The organism is Providencia sp. JGM181, from assembly GCF_018257375.1.
GTDB classification, from domain to species: domain Bacteria; phylum Pseudomonadota; class Gammaproteobacteria; order Enterobacterales; family Enterobacteriaceae; genus Providencia; species Providencia lanzhouensis.
In genome coordinates this window covers 1-20,916 of the sequence record NZ_JAERJY010000018.1, presented here as the reverse complement: position 1 = coordinate 20,916, position 20,916 = coordinate 1, and the positions used below count along the sequence as shown (strand labels likewise).

At 43.9% G+C, this 20,916-nt stretch carries 21 protein-coding genes; 10 read left to right on the top strand and 11 right to left on the bottom strand.

Annotation, left to right across the window (positions count from 1 at the left end; translation table 11 throughout):
• Window positions 1–13: 13 nt before the first annotated feature.
• The 5 genes from JK188_RS04515 to dauA all read left to right on the top strand — a co-directional run bounded on the left by JK188_RS04515 (window position 14) and on the right by dauA (window position 6,325).
• Entirely contained in the window at window positions 14–637 is a 624-nt protein-coding gene (locus tag JK188_RS04515) for a CDP-alcohol phosphatidyltransferase family protein (protein ID WP_036954608.1), read from the top strand.
• A 9-nt stretch (window positions 638–646) separates the two neighbouring features.
• Window positions 647–2,413, top strand: a complete 1,767-nt coding sequence (locus tag JK188_RS04510; protein ID WP_211885430.1) for a bifunctional alpha/beta hydrolase/class I SAM-dependent methyltransferase — start codon at window positions 647–649, stop codon at window positions 2,411–2,413.
• A gap of 164 nt (window positions 2,414–2,577) precedes the next feature.
• Complete coding sequence (locus JK188_RS04505; protein WP_211885429.1) at window positions 2,578–3,918, top strand: phosphatase PAP2/dual specificity phosphatase family protein; 1,341 nt, start codon at window positions 2,578–2,580, stop codon at window positions 3,916–3,918.
• Window positions 3,915–4,328 (top strand): hypothetical protein, encoded by a 414-nt coding sequence (locus JK188_RS17970; RefSeq protein ID WP_187129040.1) that lies wholly within the window; start codon window positions 3,915–3,917, stop codon window positions 4,326–4,328. The genes JK188_RS04505 and JK188_RS17970 overlap by 4 nt, the downstream gene beginning before the upstream one ends.
• A gap of 281 nt (window positions 4,329–4,609) precedes the next feature.
• The gene (dauA, locus tag JK188_RS04495; protein WP_211885428.1) at window positions 4,610–6,325 is read left to right on the top strand and encodes a C4-dicarboxylic acid transporter DauA; all 1,716 of its coding nucleotides are present in this window, start codon (window positions 4,610–4,612) and stop codon (window positions 6,323–6,325) included.
• A 95-nt stretch (window positions 6,326–6,420) separates the two neighbouring features.
• Here dauA and JK188_RS04490 read toward each other — a convergent pair whose 3' ends face one another.
• The 7 genes from JK188_RS04490 to hemA all read right to left on the bottom strand — a co-directional run bounded on the left by JK188_RS04490 (window position 6,421) and on the right by hemA (window position 13,102).
• Window positions 6,421–7,173 (bottom strand): tetratricopeptide repeat protein, encoded by a 753-nt coding sequence (locus JK188_RS04490; protein WP_108478209.1) that lies wholly within the window; start codon window positions 7,171–7,173, stop codon window positions 6,421–6,423.
• 72 nt (window positions 7,174–7,245) lie between these two features.
• Window positions 7,246–8,148 carry a TIGR01212 family radical SAM protein gene (locus JK188_RS04485; RefSeq protein ID WP_211885426.1) on the bottom strand — a complete coding sequence of 301 codons (903 nt, stop codon included), beginning with the start codon at window positions 8,146–8,148 and terminating at the stop codon, window positions 7,246–7,248.
• 12 nt (window positions 8,149–8,160) lie between these two features.
• The gene (kdsA, locus tag JK188_RS04480) at window positions 8,161–9,015 is read right to left on the bottom strand and encodes a 3-deoxy-8-phosphooctulonate synthase (RefSeq protein ID WP_036954638.1); all 855 of its coding nucleotides are present in this window, start codon (window positions 9,013–9,015) and stop codon (window positions 8,161–8,163) included.
• Window positions 9,016–9,058: 43 nt separating this feature from the next.
• On the bottom strand, window positions 9,059–9,868 hold the full coding sequence (locus JK188_RS04475) for a transglutaminase family protein (protein ID WP_036954641.1): 810 nt from the start codon (window positions 9,866–9,868) through the stop codon (window positions 9,059–9,061).
• 24 nt (window positions 9,869–9,892) lie between these two features.
• Window positions 9,893–10,726, bottom strand: a complete 834-nt coding sequence (gene prmC / locus JK188_RS04470) for a peptide chain release factor N(5)-glutamine methyltransferase (RefSeq protein WP_211885425.1) — start codon at window positions 10,724–10,726, stop codon at window positions 9,893–9,895.
• The gene (gene prfA / locus JK188_RS04465) at window positions 10,726–11,808 is read right to left on the bottom strand and encodes a peptide chain release factor 1 (RefSeq protein ID WP_211885422.1); all 1,083 of its coding nucleotides are present in this window, start codon (window positions 11,806–11,808) and stop codon (window positions 10,726–10,728) included. Before prfA ends, prmC begins: the two co-directional genes overlap by 1 nt.
• Before the next feature lie 31 nt (window positions 11,809–11,839).
• Window positions 11,840–13,102, bottom strand: coding sequence for a glutamyl-tRNA reductase (hemA, locus tag JK188_RS04460; RefSeq protein ID WP_036954652.1), 1,263 nt, complete (start codon window positions 13,100–13,102; stop codon window positions 11,840–11,842).
• Window positions 13,103–13,459: 357 nt separating this feature from the next.
• On the opposite strand from hemA, the gene lolB reads away from it, so the two are divergent.
• The 3 genes from lolB (at window position 13,460) to prs (ending at window position 15,991) form a co-directional block, all read left to right on the top strand.
• Window positions 13,460–14,104: a lipoprotein insertase outer membrane protein LolB gene (gene lolB, locus JK188_RS04455; protein ID WP_187129832.1), complete on the top strand. Its 645-nt coding sequence runs from the start codon at window positions 13,460–13,462 to the stop codon at window positions 14,102–14,104.
• A complete protein-coding gene (gene ispE / locus JK188_RS04450; RefSeq protein ID WP_211885420.1) occupies window positions 14,101–14,976 on the top strand; it encodes a 4-(cytidine 5'-diphospho)-2-C-methyl-D-erythritol kinase in 876 nt (291 codons plus the stop codon). The genes lolB and ispE overlap by 4 nt, the downstream gene beginning before the upstream one ends.
• 67 nt (window positions 14,977–15,043) lie before the next feature.
• On the top strand, window positions 15,044–15,991 hold the full coding sequence (gene prs / locus JK188_RS04445; RefSeq protein ID WP_006661866.1) for a ribose-phosphate diphosphokinase: 948 nt from the start codon (window positions 15,044–15,046) through the stop codon (window positions 15,989–15,991).
• A 325-nt stretch (window positions 15,992–16,316) separates the two neighbouring features.
• Here prs and JK188_RS04440 read toward each other — a convergent pair whose 3' ends face one another.
• Window positions 16,317–16,589 carry a DUF2583 family protein gene (locus tag JK188_RS04440; RefSeq protein WP_154638228.1) on the bottom strand — a complete coding sequence of 91 codons (273 nt, stop codon included), beginning with the start codon at window positions 16,587–16,589 and terminating at the stop codon, window positions 16,317–16,319.
• A gap of 309 nt (window positions 16,590–16,898) precedes the next feature.
• Here JK188_RS04440 and pth point away from each other — a divergent pair, with 309 nt between their 5' ends.
• Together pth and ychF are read left to right on the top strand one after the other, a co-directional pair.
• Window positions 16,899–17,489, top strand: coding sequence for an aminoacyl-tRNA hydrolase (gene pth, locus JK188_RS04435; RefSeq protein WP_036954667.1), 591 nt, complete (start codon window positions 16,899–16,901; stop codon window positions 17,487–17,489).
• Between the two features lie 102 nt (window positions 17,490–17,591).
• Window positions 17,592–18,683, top strand: a complete 1,092-nt coding sequence (ychF, locus tag JK188_RS04430) for a redox-regulated ATPase YchF (RefSeq protein WP_036954672.1) — start codon at window positions 17,592–17,594, stop codon at window positions 18,681–18,683.
• 107 nt (window positions 18,684–18,790) lie between these two features.
• Here the strand turns inward: ychF and JK188_RS04425 are convergent, their stop codons facing one another.
• From JK188_RS04425 to JK188_RS04415, 3 genes are all read right to left on the bottom strand, one after another.
• Window positions 18,791–19,261 carry a hypothetical protein gene (locus JK188_RS04425; RefSeq protein ID WP_249215385.1) on the bottom strand — a complete coding sequence of 157 codons (471 nt, stop codon included), beginning with the start codon at window positions 19,259–19,261 and terminating at the stop codon, window positions 18,791–18,793.
• 78 nt (window positions 19,262–19,339) lie between these two features.
• Entirely contained in the window at window positions 19,340–20,305 is a 966-nt protein-coding gene (locus JK188_RS04420; protein ID WP_211885417.1) for an XdhC family protein, read from the bottom strand.
• 25 nt (window positions 20,306–20,330) lie between these two features.
• A complete protein-coding gene (locus JK188_RS04415) occupies window positions 20,331–20,891 on the bottom strand; it encodes a nucleotidyltransferase family protein (RefSeq protein ID WP_036954684.1) in 561 nt (186 codons plus the stop codon).
• Between the last annotated feature and the right edge of the window lie 25 nt (window positions 20,892–20,916).

Here is a 20,916-nt window from a genome sequence, read left to right as displayed (position 1 = left end):
TAAGGATGAGTGAATGACCATTTATGATCTGAAACCGAAGTTTCAGAATCTGTTACGCCCTATCGTTCGTCAGCTCTTTGAGGCGGGAATTACAGCCAACCAAGTCACCCTCGCAGCATTAGGGTTATCCATTATCGTTGGCGCTCTATTAGCCATTTTCCCTAGCCCTTATTTGTTTATCCTGCTGCCGTTTGTCCTTTTTATTCGTATGGCGCTCAATGCTATTGATGGCATGCTGGCACGTGAACATAACCAAAAAAGTCACCTTGGCGCAATGCTAAATGAGTTAGGCGATGTCATTTCCGATGTTGCCTTATACCTACCTTTCGTGCTGATTTTCCCGCACGCATTTTGGTGGATTTTACTGATCCTATTCCTCAGCGTTTTGACTGAATTTATCGGCGTCATAGCTCAAGCGATTGGGGCATCTCGCCGTTATGATGGCCCCGTAGGTAAAAGTGACCGTGCTTTTGTTTTTGGCGCGCTCGGGTTGTTTGTCTGTATTTTTCCGCAACTGATGACCGCAAGTTGGATCAATATCCTGTTTGTCATTTTTGCCTTGCTGTTGTCCTATACCTGCTATAACCGTATTCGCCGCGCACTGACTGAATTAAGTGCAGTATCGGAAAATAATTAAGGAATAATTATGAACGCTCAAACTGACTATTCGACTCAGCGTCCTGTTGTCGAATCTCAATTTACCACCAGTGATCATACCAATTTGTTTTATCGTTATTGGCCAACTGAACAAATCACCGATAAAGCCATTATTCTATTTCACCGTGGTCATGAGCACTCTGGTCGTGTTGCGCATTTAGTGGATGAGTTGAACCTCCCTGATTTTGCTATGTTTGCGTGGGATGCTCGTGGACACGGTCGCAATGAGGGTCCGCGTGGCTACAGCCCATCGCTAGGCACTTCCATCCGTGATGTGGATGAATTTGTCCATTACGTATCAGAGCAATATCAGATCCCTCTCGAAAACATTATTGTTATTGGTCAAAGTGTCGGAGCCGTTTTGGTCTCTACGTGGGTACATGACTATGCACCTAAAATCCGTGGTATGGTGCTAGCCTCCCCTGCATTTAAGGTCAAACTGTACGTCCCATTTGCCCGTACAGGCTTAGGGTTAATGCAAAAAATTCGCGGTTTGTTCTACGTGAATTCTTATGTAAAAGCCAAGTTTTTAACCCACGATGAGCAGCGTATTCACTCGTTTAACAATGACCCACTGATCACGCGCCCAATTGCCGTGAATATTTTACTGGAACTGTATACCACCGCAGACCGTGTGGTAGCGGATGCCGCGGCCATCACTTTGCCAACTCAGTTGTTTATTTCTGGTAGTGACCATGTGGTACACCATAAACCACAGCATCAATTTTATGAGCGTCTAAATACCTCAATTAAAGAGAAGCATATTCTTCCTGGTTTTTATCACGACACATTAGGTGAAAAAGAACGCCATATTCCTATCGAAATGATCCGTCAATTTGTTGATAAATTATTTGCACTTCCTCTGTATCAACATGATTATCAGTTCGAAGATACCTGGAGCACCAGTGCCGACGCATTCCGCTCATTGAGTGTACCGCTACCTAAATACTGCCCGAAAAACCTTGCTTATAAAATCATGAGCAAATCGATGAGCACATTAGGCAAAGCATCTGAAGGTGTACGTATCGGCTACGATAAGGGTTTTGATTCCGGCTCTACCCTCGATTATGTCTATCGCAACGAGGCGCAAGGTTCCGGTCTATTTGGCCGTATTATCGATAGGCAGTACCTCAACAGTATTGGCTGGCAAGGGATCCGCCAGCGTAAAGTCAATATTGAAAACATTATTCGCCAAGCTATTCGTGAACTGACTAATAACGGGAAGCCTGTTCGCATTATGGATATTGCCGCGGGTCAAGGTCGCTACATTTTTGATGCCATTAATGACTACGGAAAAGTCGATTCCGTTCTACTGCGCGACTACAGCCCAATTAACGTTGAGCAAGGGCGTTTACATATCAAAGAGCGTTACTTGGAAGATAAAGTTCGCTTTGAAGAAGGTAACGCATTTGATGCAGACGACCTCGCGGCAGTTTCTCCTGCGCCGACGTTGGGGATTGTCAGCGGTCTATATGAGCTTTTCCCAAGCAACGAGCTGATCCGCGCTTCCCTTGATGGGCTTTCTCGTGCCATTCCATCTGGTGGTCTACTCGTCTATACCTGCCAGCCGTGGCACCCACAAGTTGAAATGATCGCCCGAGTACTGCCAAGTCACCAAGGTGGACAAGCGTGGGTAATGCGCTGCCGCAGCCAAGGCGAAATGGATGCTTTAGTCGAAGAAGCTGGCTTCGAAAAAATCACGCAGTCCATCGATAACTGGGGCATTTTTAGTGTTTCCCTTGCAAGGCGTCGTTAATAATTTATCTTTTTAACCAACAGGTTATTGGTATCATCAATAACCTGTATTTTTATCTGCTCAGCTCTCATTGAGCCTGCAAATAGCTCACTTGGCTTGTAGATGACTCATTGATGTACCTTCAGTGCATCGAGAGGCGATTAATAAGGATAGGAACCGAACCCATGCTCCATTTAGCCCAAGATACGCGCCCGACATCACGACGCCAGATTTGGCTCTATGGGTTAGTTTGGTTGCTATTTTTAGCCCCTTTTTTCTTTTTAACCTATGGGCAAGTCAATAATTACACCGCGACACTGCCTAATGTGCCTTCTTATGTATACGGATGGGAAACACACATTCCATTTTTGCCATGGACCATCATCCCCTATTGGAGCATCGACCTGTTCTATGGGCTTTCCTTGTTTGTCTGTGTTACCCGCCGTGAGCAATGCATCCATGGTTTGCGTTTAGTTGCAGCCTCCCTCATCGCCTGTGCCGGCTTTTTACTTTTTCCACTTAAGTTCAGCTTTCCTCGCCCTGAAACCAATGGGGCATTCGGCTGGATGTTCGATAGCTTAGAGCTGTTTGACTTACCTTATAACCAAGCCCCTTCACTGCATATTATTTTACTGTGGTTACTATGGTTACGCTTCCGAGCACATACTCCAACTCAATGGCGCTGGTTACTGCACAGTTGGTCAATCCTTATTTTGTTCTCCGTTCTCACCACATGGCAGCATCACTTTATCGATGTGATCACTGGCTTCGCCGTTGGTGTCATCATCAGCTACTTGTTACCCATTAACACTCGCTGGCAATGGCACTACACCGGCAGCCCTCGTAGCCTGAAAATAGCAACAAACTATGGAGTGGGCGCTATCGCCTGCTATGCTCTCGCCTTTTTCGTGCAAGGTGCAACATGGTGGCTCCTATGGCCTGCAATCGCCTTAACTTTCGTCACACTAGGCTATTTAGGTGCTGGTGCTTCGATATTCCAGAAAACAGCCTCTGGGCAGGTTTCTCCTTCTGCCACATTAGTTTTACTTCCTTATCGCCTGATCGCTTGGGGTACCTATCATTACTATGCCAAGCGCTGCCAGCAACCTAGTATTGTGAACGAAAAAATAGTTTTGGGAGGACGCCCGTTATATCCACTGCAAACTCAAGCCGTTCTCGATATGACTTGCGAGTGGCCTCGCAATAACTACAGCCAAGGTAAAAATTATTGTAGTCAGCCACAGATTGATTTGTTACCTCTAAGCCCCGAGGATATTGAGAAAGCCGTTATGACCATGGATAGACTCGCCCAAAGTGGTTCGGTGTATGTTCACTGTAAGTTAGGCTATTCCCGTAGTGCGACGGTTGTAGTGGCTTGGATGGTGCATCAAAATATGGCGGAAAATATCGATGAGGCAATCGCTCATGTGGAACAAGTTCGCCCTCAGGTGATTTTAAATTCAGCGACTGTTGAACAGTTACATCACTGGTATCAGCAATTTCATGTACGGAGAACACACCAATGAGTTCACTGATGGATAAAAACCGTGGCGATGTGATTGTGGTATTCACCGCGAGTTGGCGCTATTTTGCCGTCGGTGCCATCCTCGCGTTGTTGGGTCAATTCGCTTTACTGCTTCATGATTCAATCTCACATTTTAGCCTCGCGGTGAGTGTCGGGCTGTTTTTTGCTAGCCAATACTTTATTTTCCGCCTATGGCTCGACCACCATTTCTTCACGCTGATTTATCGTCAGGGAGATACCCAAGCCTTCGATGAAGCCCTTGGGCTGCTAGTTCCTCAATCCTCAGCGAATCCAAATAGGGAAAACCGAAGCATGGAAAGTCGCTGGGAAGGCACTCGCAAATTATTTCAGCGTGCCAGTTATTGCGTGGTTCTCTTGTGGGGATGGTTATTATTTTCGCTTATTTTTTAGTTTGTTTTGGGTGGTATTTAAATAAACGGTAAATTGACTATTAATTAATTATCACACCTTTTAACTTGCTGTTTAAAATAGCAAATCGATAGTTAATAATTATTTTAAATACGTTTAATGATATTTAACGGAGTAAATAACGCTTTTTTACTTTTGATACTGAAAACGTTATGATAATTGTAGTTTCATTGATAAATAACACATTTTTTTGATTCAGTTAGGCGTATCCTCATATCTTCATTTCGTTTATTTTTCACCCTGTTATTTTGGTAGGGTTTTTAATGAGTACAAAAAATATTAATAGATTGCGCCCTTTTAGCGCATTGATTGATTCCTGTTGGAAAGAGAAATACACCGCAGCCCGCTTTATGAAGGATTTAATTGCGGGTATTACCGTTGGGATTATTGCAATTCCACTGGCTATGGCACTCGCTATAGCCAGTGGTGTTCCGCCTCAATATGGTCTTTACACCGCGGCCATTGCGGGGATTGTCATTGCAATTTCGGGTGGTTCCCGTTACAGCGTTTCTGGTCCAACTGCGGCCTTTGTGGTTATCTTATACCCCGTATCCCAACAATACGGGCTTAGTGGCTTATTAGTCGCGACATTAATGTCAGGGATTATTTTGCTGGCGATGGGTTTTGCTCGCTTCGGTAAGTTTATCGAATATATTCCTGTGTCCGTCACACTTGGTTTCACGTCGGGGATTGCGATTACGATTGCGACCATGCAAATCAAAGATTTTTTTGGTCTGCAGATGGAGCATGTTCCTGAAAACTATGTCGATAAAGTGATTGCGCTGTCTAAAGCATTTCCAACCCTACAATACAGTGACACCTTGATTGGGCTTGCGACTTTATTAGTACTGATTTTCTGGCCCAAACTCAAAGTTCGCCTACCGGGACACTTGCCTGCAATTATTGTCGGCACCCTGATCATGTGGGTGCTAACCCTGTTTGATATTCAGGTAGAAACTATCGGTTCTAAATTTAGCTATTTATTACCGGATGGAACTCAAGGTAACGGTATTCCACCTATTCTGCCGCAGTTTATGTTGCCTTGGGAGTTACCGGGTAGTGCTCCCATCAGTTGGTCGATGATCACCGCATTGATGCCTGCCGCTTTGTCAATGGCTGTTCTTGGTGCAATTGAATCCCTATTGTGTGCCGTCGTGCTCGACAACATGACGGGGAAAAAACACCATTCCAATAGTGAACTTATTGGTCAAGGATTAGGGAATATTGCCGCCCCATTCTTTGGAGGGATCACCGCAACCGCGGCGATTGCCCGTTCTGCTGCAAACGTCCGCGCTGGTGCAACATCCCCTATATCGGCTATTGTGCACTCTATTTTAGTATTGCTGACCTTGCTTATTCTTGCACCATTGCTCTCCTATTTACCGCTCGCTGCTATGTCCTCACTGCTACTGATTGTGGCGTGGAATATGAGTGCCGCTGGCAAAGTGTTTACGTTGATCCGCCGCGCGCCAAAAGATGACATTATTGTTTTACTGCTGTGTATGTCATTGACTGTCCTATTTGACATGGTTATTGCTATCACTGTCGGAATTGTTATCGCATCACTGCTGTTTATGCGCCGAATTGCCAATATGACACGAGTAACCCAACTACCAGAGACTCAAGAAGATAAAAGCCTGCTGGTTGTGCGAGTGAATGGTCCTCTATTCTTTGCTGCCGCAGAGCGTATTTTTGATGAACTACGGATAAAAAGTCACGGTTATGAAACAATTGTGATGCAGTGGGATGCCGTACCTGTATTTGATGCAGGGGGGCTAGAAGCCTTCCATAAATTTATTGATATCGTTCGTAAAGACACCCACATTATTGTGTGCGATATTCCATTCCAACCACTGAAAACATTAGCGCGTGCCAATGTTCGTCCGATTGATGGCGTGCTGAGCTTCCAAAATTCACTGAAAAGTGCATTAGAAGAAGTTCATCAGATCCAGGAAAATAAAAAGCAGCTTCAGTCATAACAGTGCTACCGTGTTATTAACTTAACGCTGACAATAAAAATGCCGCACTGACTTAACAAGGGCGGCATTTTTAATTCCATCATGTACGCTAAAAATCAGTAGCAGTACATTTCATTACCTTCGGTTTTACCTAATTCACAAGCCATCGCACGGAGTTTTGTCGCTTTCTGCTCGTCATCTCTGACTGCACCATTGTTACCATCATTAAATTGAAATGAAGCCATACCTTCTGCAAAGCCAGCGAAGGTTAATGCATCGGCTTTCGCAAACCATTCCAAGGCTTTTTTCTCATCTTGCGGCACCCCATTACCATCATAATAAATGATGCCTAACCATAAAGGCGCATTAAAATAATCTTTATCATTTAACGCACTGACCTCCTCAAGTAGCGTAATGGCGCGCGGGTAATCAACATCACCTGACTCAGGTGTAATCAACGTTTCTGCTAAACTTATCTTCCCTCGAATACTCCCACCAGCAACGGCTTTAGTCGCATATTCACGGGCTTTGACAAATTCCTCAGTAAACGTTCTGTCCCCACTAATTAACGTAATATCCGCCAATAATGAATACGCATCTGCATTGCCTGCTTGTGCTGACTTCTCTGCCCATAACTTGGCATTGTTTTGGTTTTGTAATACACCAATTCCCGACAAATACATTCCAGCTAATTCATATTGCGCTTTAGCGTCATTGTTTTGAGCCGCTGTTTTGGTCTGTTCAAATATTTTCTTATCTTCAGGCGTAATATCGTATTGCGCCATTGCATGTAGTGAGAACATTAAACCCACCGCGCCTAAGCAAAATTGGCGGCTGGTATTTTTAATAACAGAGAGGATTGGGTACATAGGTGCCTTATTATTATTTATAAAAGTGAATTCGTATGAATAAATGATATTTTTAAAACGGTTCTTGAGACGCTATAACGCAGAGCCTTGCCCACCATTAGCAAGCAAATACTGGTACAAACTGTTCATGCCTACCCAACGATTTTCACACCATTGTGGGGCTAATAGAGTCGGTTTTCTCGCACTGGCACTGATACGATGGTACAGAATATCCGTTGGCGTATGGCGGATCATCTCCCCCGCAGTTGCGGTATATTCTTCTAAAGATAGGGTGTCTATGCGACCCACTCGCCAACTTTTTGCCATAATGCTGCCCTCAACAATATGCAGTGGATGCAGTTTTATACCGTCTGTACCACACGCCAAAACCGCCTCTAACGTCTGCATATTCATTGCCACATTTTCATTTGGCAGGCCGCAAATCAAATGAGTACAAACCTTGAGTCCCAGCGCACGGGCTTTTTGGGTGGTCGCTTGATAGGCAGCAAAATCATGACCCCGATTAATACGGTGCAATGTTTTGTCGTGAGCAGTTTGTAAGCCAAGTTCTAGCCAAATCTCATAACCTTGCTGGCGATAATCCGCCAGTAAAGATAACACCGCGTCAGGCACACAATCAGGGCGAGTGCCTACGCATAAGCCAACCATATCGGCCTGTTGCAGCGCTTCTTCATACAGCTGTTTTAAACGATACACTTCGTCGTATGTACTGGTATAGGCTTGGAAATACGCCAAATAGCGATTGGCTCGAGAGATTCGGGAAATTTGTTGCTGGATTTGAAGGGTAATGGGTTGTTCAGACTGTTTTTCATCACTGAAGGATGACACATTACAAAAGGTGCAGCCACCTCGCCCCAACGTGCCATCACGGTTTGGGCAGCTAAAGCCACCATGTAAGGTGACTTTATGAATTTTTTCACCATATCGGCGCTGGAGATCAGCGCCGAACATGGAAACAACATCATTTAATTGCATTTGAAGCGATAATTAGCTGTTGGTGTCCAACGCAGGGAAGCTTTTTACAACTTCGTCAATGGCTTTAACTTGTTGTAAGAATGGCTCTAATTTATTTAATGGTAATGCAGAAGGACCATCACAACGTGCGTTATCTGGATCTGGGTGAGCTTCAAGGAACAGACCTGCTAACCCTACCGCCATTCCCGCTCTTGCCAGTTCAGCAACTTGTCCACGACGACCACCTGATGCAGCGCCAAATGGGTCACGGCATTGCAGTGAGTGTGTTACGTCAAAAATAACTGGGCAGCCGTTAGAGGCTTGCATCATGACATTAAAACCAAGCATATCAACCACTAGGTTGTCATAGCCAAAGTTTGCGCCACGGTCGCACAGGATAATTTTATCGTTACCACCTTCGATAAATTTCTCAACGATGTTGCCGATTTGTCCCGGGCTGATGAACTGAGGTTTTTTGATGTTAATAACCGCATCAGTTTTCGCCATTGCCGCAACTAAGTCAGTTTGACGCGCTAAGAATGCTGGCAGTTGGATAACATCCACCACTTCAGCAGCTGGCTGAGCTTGCTCTGGAGTATGAACATCGGTAATGATTTTCACACCAAAAGTCTGTTTGATTTCTTGGAAGATTTTCAGCCCCTCTTCCAAGCCCGGTCCACGATAAGAGTGAATAGATGATCGGTTAGCTTTATCAAAAGAGGCTTTAAATACATACGGAATGCCTAATTTTTGTGTCACAGTGACATAATGCTCACACACTTTCATCGCCATATCGCGAGATTCAAGTACGTTCATGCCACCAAACAGAACAAATGGCAGATCGTTTGCGACCTTAATATCACCGATACTGACTACTTTCTGTTGCATACTCTTACCCTTTATAGGAAGACAAAAACTGTCTATACGTTAATCAATGCAGTACAACTGGAAGGTTATCCAGCGAATAAATTTGAATTTTAATCATTTCCGACACAGGGTCTTCTGGGCAATGCTCAACAAAATAGTTAAGGTCACTCAGCGCCACATGGTTACAATCTAAATGCGCGAGAATAAGCCCTCGGTCGCGAATTTCATAAGGGTCTTCAGGATCGAGGATCAGCAATGTCTCACAGACTTTTAATGCCATCTCCATTTTTTTCTCTTCCATCAGCGCCGCTTTTAACGTGTCGAAAATTTTGCGAACAATAACGCTATGTTCAGCCACATCCAATTCATCAAAGATAAATTCGGAGTATGGATCAACGGTTCCTTTTAGCCACATAGTTAGTGTGTGTTGTGATAAGGTTTCACCGCTAACAGGGTTAATAAACCACTGAGAACCATCGCGTTTTGTCGAGACAAAGAGTAATTGAGTCGGGAAAATTGCAGCTTCAATCTCTAAATCGAGCTGTTCAGCAATAAATAAGAAAATTGAGCCAAGAGAGACCGGAGTGCCTTGCTTAGAGGCTAAAACCTTATCCAGCCACAGCATATCAGATAGCGCGTAAACACCGTGCGCCGCACCAAATTTCCACTCACTATAAAACAGTGCAATCAGCTGCTCTATCTTTGACTGGTTATCCGCCGTCAAATCTATCGCTGCACGCGCTTTAGTGACTAAATCATCTAATTGCGTTTGTACCTGCATAAAGGGAAAATCGGCGCGAATGATGTTAGAGACCATCATAATGCCTTCACTTAACGGTAGCTGATTAAACTCAATATTTGCTATTGTTTTCATTACAATTCCACTGCAATTGCCCGCTTAACCATTCCATTGGCCAAGGGAAATTCGCTCTTTACCACCATAATCCAGACAGGTCTCGACATTGGTGTACCCATTTTCATTAAACAGCTCTCGCACTGTTAAACCTTGCTGCCAACCATGCTCAAGCAGCAGCCACCCTTGTTGTTTTAGGTATTGTTTTGATGTGGCTATAATGTGTGCTAAATCTGAAAAGCCCTGCTCATCAGCAATCAATGCCGTTGAAGGCTCAAAACGCACATCACCTTGGCTCAAGTGAATATCACTCTCATCAATATAAGGTGGATTACTCACAATCATATCAAATAGTTCATTGGGGAGTGAAGTAAACCAATCACTTTGTGAGAACTGAATATTTGAAATGGCTAAACGTTGTTGATTTCGTTGCGCTAACGCCACCGCATCGGGGTTAAAATCCACGCCCGTTATGCGACTATTTGGTAACTCTGACGCCAAGGCTAACCCAATAGCCCCCGTTCCTGTGCCAAGATCCAAAATACGACACGCGTCTTGAGGAATGCGCGCTAACGCTTGCTCAACAAGGCATTCGGTATCTGGACGCGGGATCAAGGTTGCGGGGGATACATACAGCGGCAGTGACCAGAACTCGCGTTCACCCACAATGTAGGCAATCGGCTCTCCTTGTTCACGACGGGCTAATAGCGCTTCTAATTGCTGCTGTTCGTGGGGAGTTAGTTCGGTTTCATCGAAAGCGAGGATGTAAGTACGACTGCGCCCTGTCGTATGCTGCAACAGGATCTGCGCATCTCGTTTAGCGCTATCACTGGCAGACAGTCTGACGACTGCCTGCTGTAACCATTCGCTATAACGCATTAGTCCTGCTCAGATAAAGCAGAAAGCTGATCAGCTTGGTATTCGTTGATGATAGGCTGAATGAGTGTATCCAGTTTTCCTTCCATCACTTCATCCAAACGGTACAGCGTGAGGTTAATACGGTGATCAGTGACTCGACCTTGTGGGAAATTATACGTACGAATACGGTCAGAACGGTCACCGGAACCTAATAAGTTACGGCGTTCAGAGGCTTCCGCTGCATGGCGTTTATCCATTTCAGCTTGGCGAATACGCGCTCCCAACACAGACATCGCTTTCGCTTTGTTTTTGTGTTGTGAACGTTCATCCTGACATTCAACCACAATCCCCGTTGGTAAGTGGGTAATACGAATTGCGGAGTCGGTGGTGTTAACGTGCTGACCACCCGCGCCCGATGAACGGAAAGTATCAATACGTAAGTCCGCTGGGCTAATTTCCGGTAATTCCGCTTCTGGCAATTCAGGCAAAATAGCGATAGTACAAGCGGAGGTATGAATACGACCTTGTGATTCCGTCTCCGGAACACGTTGTACGCGGTGACCGCCGGATTCAAACTTCAAGCGACCATACACGCTATCACCCGAAATTTTTGCGATAACTTCTTTGTATCCGCCGTGCTCACCATCGCTGGTGCTCATCAGCTCAACGCGCCAGCGGTTACTTTCTGCGTAACGGCTGTACATACGGAATAAATCACCCGCAAAAATTGCCGCTTCATCGCCACCCGCACCCGCGCGAATTTCCACAAAGCAGTTATATTCATCATCAGGATCTTTTGGAAGTAACAACAATTGCAATTGTTGCTCTAGCTCTTCATTGCGCTCTTTGGCTTCTTTTAGCTCTTCTTGAGCCATCTCTTTCATTTCAGGATCATCTAACAGCATTTGAGCTGTTTCAATATCATCCTGAACGGTACGCCACGCAGTAAAACACTTCGCGACATCCGATAACTGAGCATATTCTTTTGATAAAGCACGAAAACGGTCTTGATCAGCAATCACACCCGCATCAGCAAGGTGCGCTTCAATTTCTTCGTAGCGTTCTTGTAATGCTTCTAGTTTTGCGACAATAGAAGGCTTCATTCGTTATTTAAGACCTATGATTAAAAAGTGGTTATTGATGGTCCAGCCCTAAGCTGTCCCTAAGTAGATTTAGACGCTCAACATCCCCATTTCCCGCAGCTTGCTGCAAAGATTTAGTCGGAGCGTGGATCAGGCGGTTGGTTAACTGTTGTGATAGCTGCATAATCACTTGCTCAGGGTTGGCACCTTGGGCAATGGCTGCAAGTGCTTTTTCGGTCATACTTGCCCGAATTGCTTCCGCCTGTTCTCTGTATTCGCGAATTGTAGAGACTCCGGCTTGTGAGCGCAACCAATCCATAAAATGACCGCTTTCTTGCTCAACAATAAATTCCGCTTCAACCGCGGCAGCTTTACGTTGCGCCAAATTCTGGGCAATGATGGATTCCAAATCATCAACAGTATAGAGATAAACATCTCTGAGTTTTTCTACATCCTGCTCGATATCACGGGGAACTGCGATATCAATCAATAACATAGGTTTACTACGGCGTGCTTTCATCGCACGCTCGACCATCCCTTTACCAATAATTGGCAGCGGGCTAGCCGTTGAACTAATCACAATATCCGCTTCAGCTAAACGATTATCGATATCGGCTAATGAGATAACTTGCGCGTTCACTTCTTTGGCTAGAAGTTCTGCACGTTCTAGCGTTCGGTTAGCTATCATCATTTTTTGCACGCCATGCTCACGCAAATGACGAGCGACTAATTCGATGGTTTCCCCTGCACCGACTAACAAAATATTCAAATGTTTGAGTGATTCGAAAATCTGTCTCGCCAGTGTACAAGCCGCAAAAGCGACAGAGACCGCATTCGCACCGATATCAGTTTCAGTTCGTACACGTTTAGCCACGGAAAACGATTTTTGGAATAAGCGCTCTAATTCGCTAGATAGAGAATGATTATCTTGCGAAAGCGCAAACGCCTTTTTCACTTGACCGAGAATTTGAGGCTCACCAAGAACCAACGAATCTAGCCCACTTGCCACACGCATAAGATGGCTAACTGCGCGCGCATCTTGGTGCCAATAAAGGCTAGGTTGTAGATCTTTGGCGGTGATCCCGTGAAAATCACATAACCATTTAGTTAACTGCTCCTGCGCTTTTTCTTGGGATTCAAGGCTAAGATACAGTTCGGTTCGGTTACAGGTAGACAGCACAACGCCGCCACTTACTTGAGGCTGTTTCAGTAACTCCTCAAGTGCGTGGTCGATTTTTTCAGGACCAAAAGCGACTTGCTCACGCAAAGCCACTGGTGCTGTTTTATGATTAATGCCTAAGGCTAATAGGGTCATTGTGCTTACGACTTACTCACATTGCTCACATTGCTAATTTATTTGTCAGCATGATACTAGTGACCTAGCTCATTACTGCGATTTATATTCGTATATTGTAGATGATTAACGCGTCTGTTTCTACGGGTAGCCTATCATCAACAATCAGAAAGATGATGCACACCAAAATTTACGTTGATTATCGGACTGTCTGATATCAATATCAATAAGATGCATCAAGGATGCCGCTATTTGGCACAGAAAGCAAATTCCCTATTTTTTAGTATGTTTTCATTGATAACCACTGCAGATTAGCGCAATATTCCTGAAAATTACCTTTTGAGAACCGATATGCAACTTTCTTCAGCTCTGTCGTTTATGCGCCCAGCCAGAAACTTTTGGCGATTAATGCCCCTTTCCTGCCTGCTGCTGACTGCCTGTGTGACCACATCTCAAGACACTACGAAAGGCACTTCATCTTCAACGGATGCGCAGTGGAAAGCCCACCAATCACAAGTGGTTGAACTGCGTGACTATCAAACTCGCGGCTCCTTTGTGTACATTGGCGGTCAAGGTACCGGAACAGAAACCAAAACTTACGCGAAGTTTTTCTGGCAACAATATACCCCCGAAAAATACCGTTTATTGCTGACTAACCCATTAGGCACCCGTGAACTGGAACTCAGTGTGGAACCTGATTTAACCAAATTAACCACGAAAGATGGGCAAACTCACATGAGTGATGTGCCAAGTGAATTAATTTATCAGTTAACAGGTATGGATATTCCGATCGATGATCTCACCGCATGGTTGGTCGGTTCTCCAGGGCGTGCCACTGAATATACTCTCGATAGCAACCACCTGCTCAAATCCGTGACGTTTAAAATCAATGGCGAAACATGGAAATTGGATTATCTCTCTTACGATACCAAAACCTCGCCGATGCTGCCGAACCACATGGAATTGAAGCAAGGGGATAAAATCATCAAGTTAAAAATGGATAGTTGGACACTGAAAAAATGACGTTAACGTGGCCATCACCGGCAAAATTGAATCTTTTTTTGTACATTACCGGGCAGCGAGCTGATGGTTATCATGAGCTACAGACTCTGTTTCAATTTTTAGATTATGGTGATGAAATCACCTTTAGTACTCGTTCGGATGATCAAATTAATTTACTCACCCCGATGCCGGATGTAGATGTCGAAAAAAACTTAATCATTCGTGCCGCCAAAAGCTTGCAAACCTATTGTCGCGAAACCCTCAAGCATCAAGGGGCGTTAGGTGCAGATATTCGCATCAACAAAGTGCTGCCAATGGGCGGTGGAATTGGCGGCGGATCATCAAATGCGGCGACAACGCTGATTGCGCTTAACGAGCATTGGGGAACTCACGTTTCTGATGAGATCTTAGCTGAATTAGGTAAACACCTCGGTGCCGATGTCCCCGTTTTTGTTCGCGGTCATGCCGCCTTTGCCGAAGGCATTGGCGAAATTTTAACACCCGCAGAACCAAAAGAGCGTTGGTATTTGGTCGCACACCCCGGAATTGAAATCTCAACCCCGATGATCTTCACAGATCCAGAATTAAATAGAAATTCTCCAAAACGCTCTTTAGCCGCATTATTACTGGCTCCGTATGCAAATGACTGTGAACCGATCGCAAGAAAACGTTTTCGTGAGGTTGAACAGCTCGTTTCTTGGCTGTTAGAATATGCTCCGTCTCGCCTAACAGGAACAGGCGCTTGTGTGTTTTCTGAATTTGAAACCCAAGCGGATGCCCTGAAGGTGTTAAATAAATCCCCATCGTGGGTGCAAGGATTCGTCGCTCAAGGAGCGAATGTTTCTCCTGTGCACAAATTCCGCGCTGGGATAACCCGTGTATTGCACCGATAGTGATGACTTATCCATCATTGCTGTTGGTCAACAATATCTCTCTGGACGCAAGCCTGAGGTTTTTCTCGTGCCCGATATGAAGCTTTTTGCTGGTAACGCTACACCGGAACTAGCACAACGTGTTGCTAACCGCCTTTACACTAATCTTGGAGACGCGGCTGTTGGTCGTTTTAGCGACGGCGAAGTCAGTGTTCAAATTAATGAAAATGTTCGCGGTGGTGATATTTTTATCATCCAGTCAACTTGCGCACCAACCAATGACAACCTGATGGAACTTGTTGTTATGGTCGATGCCCTGCGCCGTGCATCTGCTGGTCGTATTACCGCTGTTATCCCTTACTTCGGTTATGCAAGACAGGATCGTCGCGTACGTTCTGCCCGTGTACCAATCACCGCTAAAGTTGTTGCCGATTTTCTGTCAAGTGTGGGTGTTGACCGTGTTCTTACTGTTGACTTACACGCAGAGCAGATCCAGGGCTTCTTTGATGTTCCTGTAGATAACGTATTTGGTAGCCCAATCCTTCTGGAAGATATGTTGCAGAAAGATTTAGAAAACCCAATCGTTGTTTCTCCAGACATCGGCGGCGTCGTTCGTGCTAGAGCAATCGCGAAATTACTGAACGATACTGATATGGCAATCATTGACAAACGTCGCCCGCGCGCAAACGTTTCTCAAGTTATGCACATCATCGGTGACGTTTCTGGTCGTGACTGTATCTTAGTTGACGATATGATTGATACTGGTGGCACACTGTGTAAAGCAGCTGAAGCACTGAAAGAACGTGGTGCTAAGCGTGTATTCGCTTATGCAACTCACCCAATCTTCTCAGGTAATGCTGTAGACAACATCAAAAACTCTGTGATTGATGAAGTCATTGTTTGTGACACAATTCCTCTTTCTCCTGAAATCAAGGCGCTGAACAAAGTTCGCACCCTGACCCTTTCAGGCATGCTGGCCGAAGCGATTCGCCGTATCAGCAATGAAGAGTCAATTTCTGCGATGTTCGAGCACTAATTCTAAAGCGGGGTCTTAATGACCCCGTTTTAACATCCTAGTTTCAGTCGTTTTTCATGAAATTATTGAGACGGGAAATGTGCTTTATCGCACCACATTCATTGTGGTCACGATACAAAAATTTATAAGTAGCGCCCCTACTGTTGTTCATCAACCGTAGGGGCTTTATTTTTTTGAACGGTTTCATTTATCGTGGTTTTAGACAAAAAATAAGAGTGAAATCATTGATATCGAATTTCACTCTTATTTAGATTTTATCTATTTTCAATAATATGCTTCTGTTCATCTCTATTGATAAACTTCAAATGAACTTCAGCCTAACTCGTTATGGGTAACGGTGGTTATCATTACGGGAATGAAATTGACGTTTCACCAAACAGTAACGGTCTTCCACTTTCTCTTTACCACCCATTCTTGCGCCTACTAACCAAACCAACGCACCGATAAAGATCCCAAACAGTGAGCCATTGATGATGTCATCGGACAACCCTAAGTCAACAATATGAGAAAACAGGTTTAAACCGATGCTTCCCCCCATCACCACCATACCCAAACCCATCAAGCCATTACCAATGAGAGTAACCATTTTCCGTTTCATATCTACCTCCAATATCAGTAAACTGATACGCAAGCATTAAAGAAAAGTTCGATAAAACTTTATATTTATGTAAAGAGTATAGCTCTTTAAGTAAAATTATTTGCGATAAGCTTCACATGTATAGAAGAGTTTAAGGATATCTACTCAAAAAGTGCTTTTAATCAATTTAACAACTGATGATGGTATTGACGAATAATTCACAAACTAATTATCACTAGCACAACCTTATCAATGACAATTTTGTACATCCACCCCGACACGAGGTAAACTAGTCACCAATTTCTATACATTGACAGTGAAAAAGTCCCCGTGAGTAAAATAAAATTAATTGTTGGATTAGCCAATCCGGGCGCTGAATATGCGCAAACCCGCCATAACGCTGGTGCGTGGTATGTTGATTTACTGGCACAACGCCATAACCAATCGTTAAAGGAAGAGCCTAAATTTTTTGGTTATACAGCTCGCATCAATCTTAATGGCAATGATATTCGCTTGCTGGTTCCAACCACGTTTATGAACTTGAGCGGTAAATCCGTCGCAGCAGTGGCCAATTTTTATCGCATTAATCCGGATGAAATTTTAGTGGCTCATGATGAGCTAGATTTACCACCGGGTGTTGCCAAAATGAAACTCGGTGGCAGTAACGGCGGACATAACGGCTTAAAAGATATTCAAAGTAAATTTGCCAATAACCCTAACTTTTACCGCTTACGCATTGGTATTGGGCATCCAGGTGATAAAAACAAAGTTGTTGGGTTCGTTTTAGGCAAGCCTCCGCTGTCAGAACAGAAGCTTATTGATGATGCGATTGATGAATCTGTGCGCTGCACGGACATCCTGTTATCAGATGGAATGGATAAAGCTATCAATCGCTTACATGGTTTTAAAGCCACAGCCTAAGAGTTGATTTCATCAAACACGAGTTTTTGTGTATAATCAGCGCCAATTTTCTAAACATTAGGGGCAGCACTCGCCTGCCCCCGCTATTAAGGTGAGAAACATATGGGTTTTAAATGCGGTATCGTTGGTCTGCCTAACGTGGGTAAATCCACTCTGTTTAATGCATTGACCAAAGCCGGCATCGAAGCAGCCAACTTCCCTTTCTGTACAATTGAACCAAACACGGGTGTTGTGCCAATGCCAGACCCACGTCTTGATCAATTAGCTGAAATTGTGAAGCCTCAGCGCATCCTGCCAACCACGATGGAATTCGTTGATATCGCGGGTCTGGTAAAAGGCGCATCGAAAGGTGAAGGTCTTGGTAACCAATTCCTGACTAACATCCGTGAAACGGAAGCGATTGGTCACGTCGTTCGTTGTTTCGAAAATGACAATATCATCCACGTTGCTGGCCAAGTTGACCCAGCAGCCGATATCGAAGTGATCAACACTGAATTAGCGCTGTCTGACCTAGATACTTGTGAGCGTGCTATCCACCGCGTACAAAAACGCGCAAAAGGCGGCGATAAAGACGCAAAAGCGGAATTAGAAGCTCTAGAAAAATGCCTGCCACACTTAGAACAAGCTGGCATGCTGCGTTCATTAGATTTAACCGCTGAAGATAAAGCCGCAATCCGTTATTTAAGCTTCTTGACCCTGAAGCCAACCATGTACATTGCTAACGTCAATGAAGATGGTTTTGAAAATAACCCATACTTGGACAAAGTCTACGAAATCGCTAAAGCCGAAGGTTCTGTAGTTGTGCCTGTTTGCGCCGCTATCGAATCTGATATCGCCGAGTTGGACGATGAAGAGCGCGATGAGTTTATGGCTGATTTAGGCATTGAAGAGCCAGGTCTGAACCGTGTGATTCGTGCAGGTTACGAATTATTAAACCTGCAAACTTACTTCACCGCTGGCGTGAAAGAAGTGCGTGCATGGACTATCCCTGTTGGTGCAACGGCTCCACAAGCAGCAGGTAAAATCCACACTGACTTCGAAAAAGGCTTTATCCGCGCACAAACTATCGCATTCGAAGATTTCATCAAATTCCGTGGTGAACAAGGCGCGAAAGAAGCAGGTAAAATGCGTGCAGAAGGTAAAGATTACATCGTTAAAGATGGCGATGTGTTGAACTTCTTGTTTAACGTATAAGCCAATACTTTCATCGTAAAAAGTATTATCTAAGATAAACAGCATAAGATCGTTATGCTGTTTATCTAATCTACATTTCATCCCACATCAATTATCTCCCCTATCTTTCAATTCACCACATCATTTTTTATATTCACATTTGTTTCTGGCGCTGATGGTGCAAATAAAGCAATCAATGCCCCAATCAACAAAATAAACATAAATACGACTGAAAGAGTCGATGAGTTAAACATACTTAATGGTGCTAAAAATAATGATGCTGATGTAAAAACAAGCGAAATTATAAATGGATATTTAATACCCATATCCCTAACTCGTTGTGTAAGAAGCAGCGTAAATATATAGACTTGGATAATCGCAAACAGAACTTCCATTAACCCAAACTGGCTAAAAGAGAATTGATGATAAAAATTACTTTGAAAAACTAAACTTGCATCCTCTGGATGAGCACTCAAGTACCATTGATAGACTAATGCCTGAATGATGCCTAAAACTACCGACCAAAGGATCTCTGCGCCTAAGAAAGAGAGCCTGGCTCTCCTTTTGTACTTCCATTGATAAATGAGTTTAGAGCGCATTATAAATCCTTCCATGTTTTAAAATAGCCATACATTTCCCACTATTTATTTTCCCGATTCGAAATGGGCAAAACTAGCTTAACCCCGCCCATTCTTATGCGCCACTATGTCTGCCATAATCGCTAACGCAATCTCTGGTGGTGTTTTACTGCCAATTGGAATACCGATAGGCGCATGGATCTGGTCTAGCATTTCAAGCGTTAATCCCCCTGAGTTTAATAAACGCTCTCGGCGCTTGGCACTGGTTCGGGTTGAGCCCATTGCACCAATATAAAATGCAGACGTGTTCACTGCTTCCATTAATGTTAAATCATCAATACGAGGGTCGTGAGTCAAAGACACAATAGCGGTATTAGATGCGCTTGGATTCTCTTCTAAAAATCGGGCAGGGAATATTTTTTTAATCTCAACTTGTTCCGCAATTTGCCCAGCAAAGCGTAATAATTCGTCATCACGATGCTCACAAAGAATCACTTCAAAACCTAATGTGACTGCAAAATTAGCGCAGTAAACGCCGACATTGGAGATACCCGCAATAATCAGTTTGGGTGGTGCCATGATATAAAACTGGATCTCATCGCCATTGCGCTCAATATGCGTGGGATGTTGTGAGTTTGGCACTGTCGTGATTTCACTTCGCTGGGGTAACGTCAATTTTTTGACGATGGCCGTATAACCGAGCAGTGCGGTCTGGATTTGTGTGAGATATTGTTCAGAACATGGGTTACAGGGTAAATATTCGATAAGAACATCTAAACTCCCTTCACAAGGTAAATTGACTTTGGCTTCCACACCACCTTGGCCATAGCGAACAACTTGGCTATCTTTTAAATAATGACCTTGCTGAATTCGTTGCAGAAAATCCTCTTCAATACAACCGCCAGAGAGAGACCCCACGTACATCCCATCCCCTTTAGCGACCAATAAAGAGCCGGGGCTTCGCGGCGATGAACCATAAGTATTCAGCACAGTGCATAACCAGACTGGTTCATCCATTGCCCACTTTATTGCTTGAGAAATCACGGACACATCTTCACGTAGCATATTCAGTCCCTATTGATTTTTATTCTTAGTTTTTATTTGGAAGATAATCAATATCTTTAATGACATTCTCATCATTTATCTGCATTTCGTAAACCAATTGATGACGTAATATTGATTTTGCGCCATTATCTCCCGATAAATTAAGCAAATTTTGTCGATACTTTTCTGATATTCCGACAGGGTGCCCCGGTATGTTTTTATATACAGGTCGCACTAATGAATAATTTTTTAATTCGTTCGCAACTCGAATAAATATTTCGTGAGAAATATAGGGCATATCACCCAACTGAATTAACCAGCCACTCCAATTAGATGTGTTTTTTACACCTAACGCAATCGATTCCCCTAGTCCATGACTATTTAATACGGAAAATGGAATATTAAAATGTAAACAATTGTTAATGACACCCAAATTATCAGCGCGAGTGACTACATGAATAGGCAATTCACTATTCATTGAATTTACAAGCGTTTTTTCGAACACTGTTTGTTGGTCAATTCGATAATTTAATTTACTTCCTTCACCACCAGCACGTTGAAAACGCTCACTTTTTCCTGCCGCTAATATTAATATACCTATATTCATGGTTTACATTATACATAATCTGTCT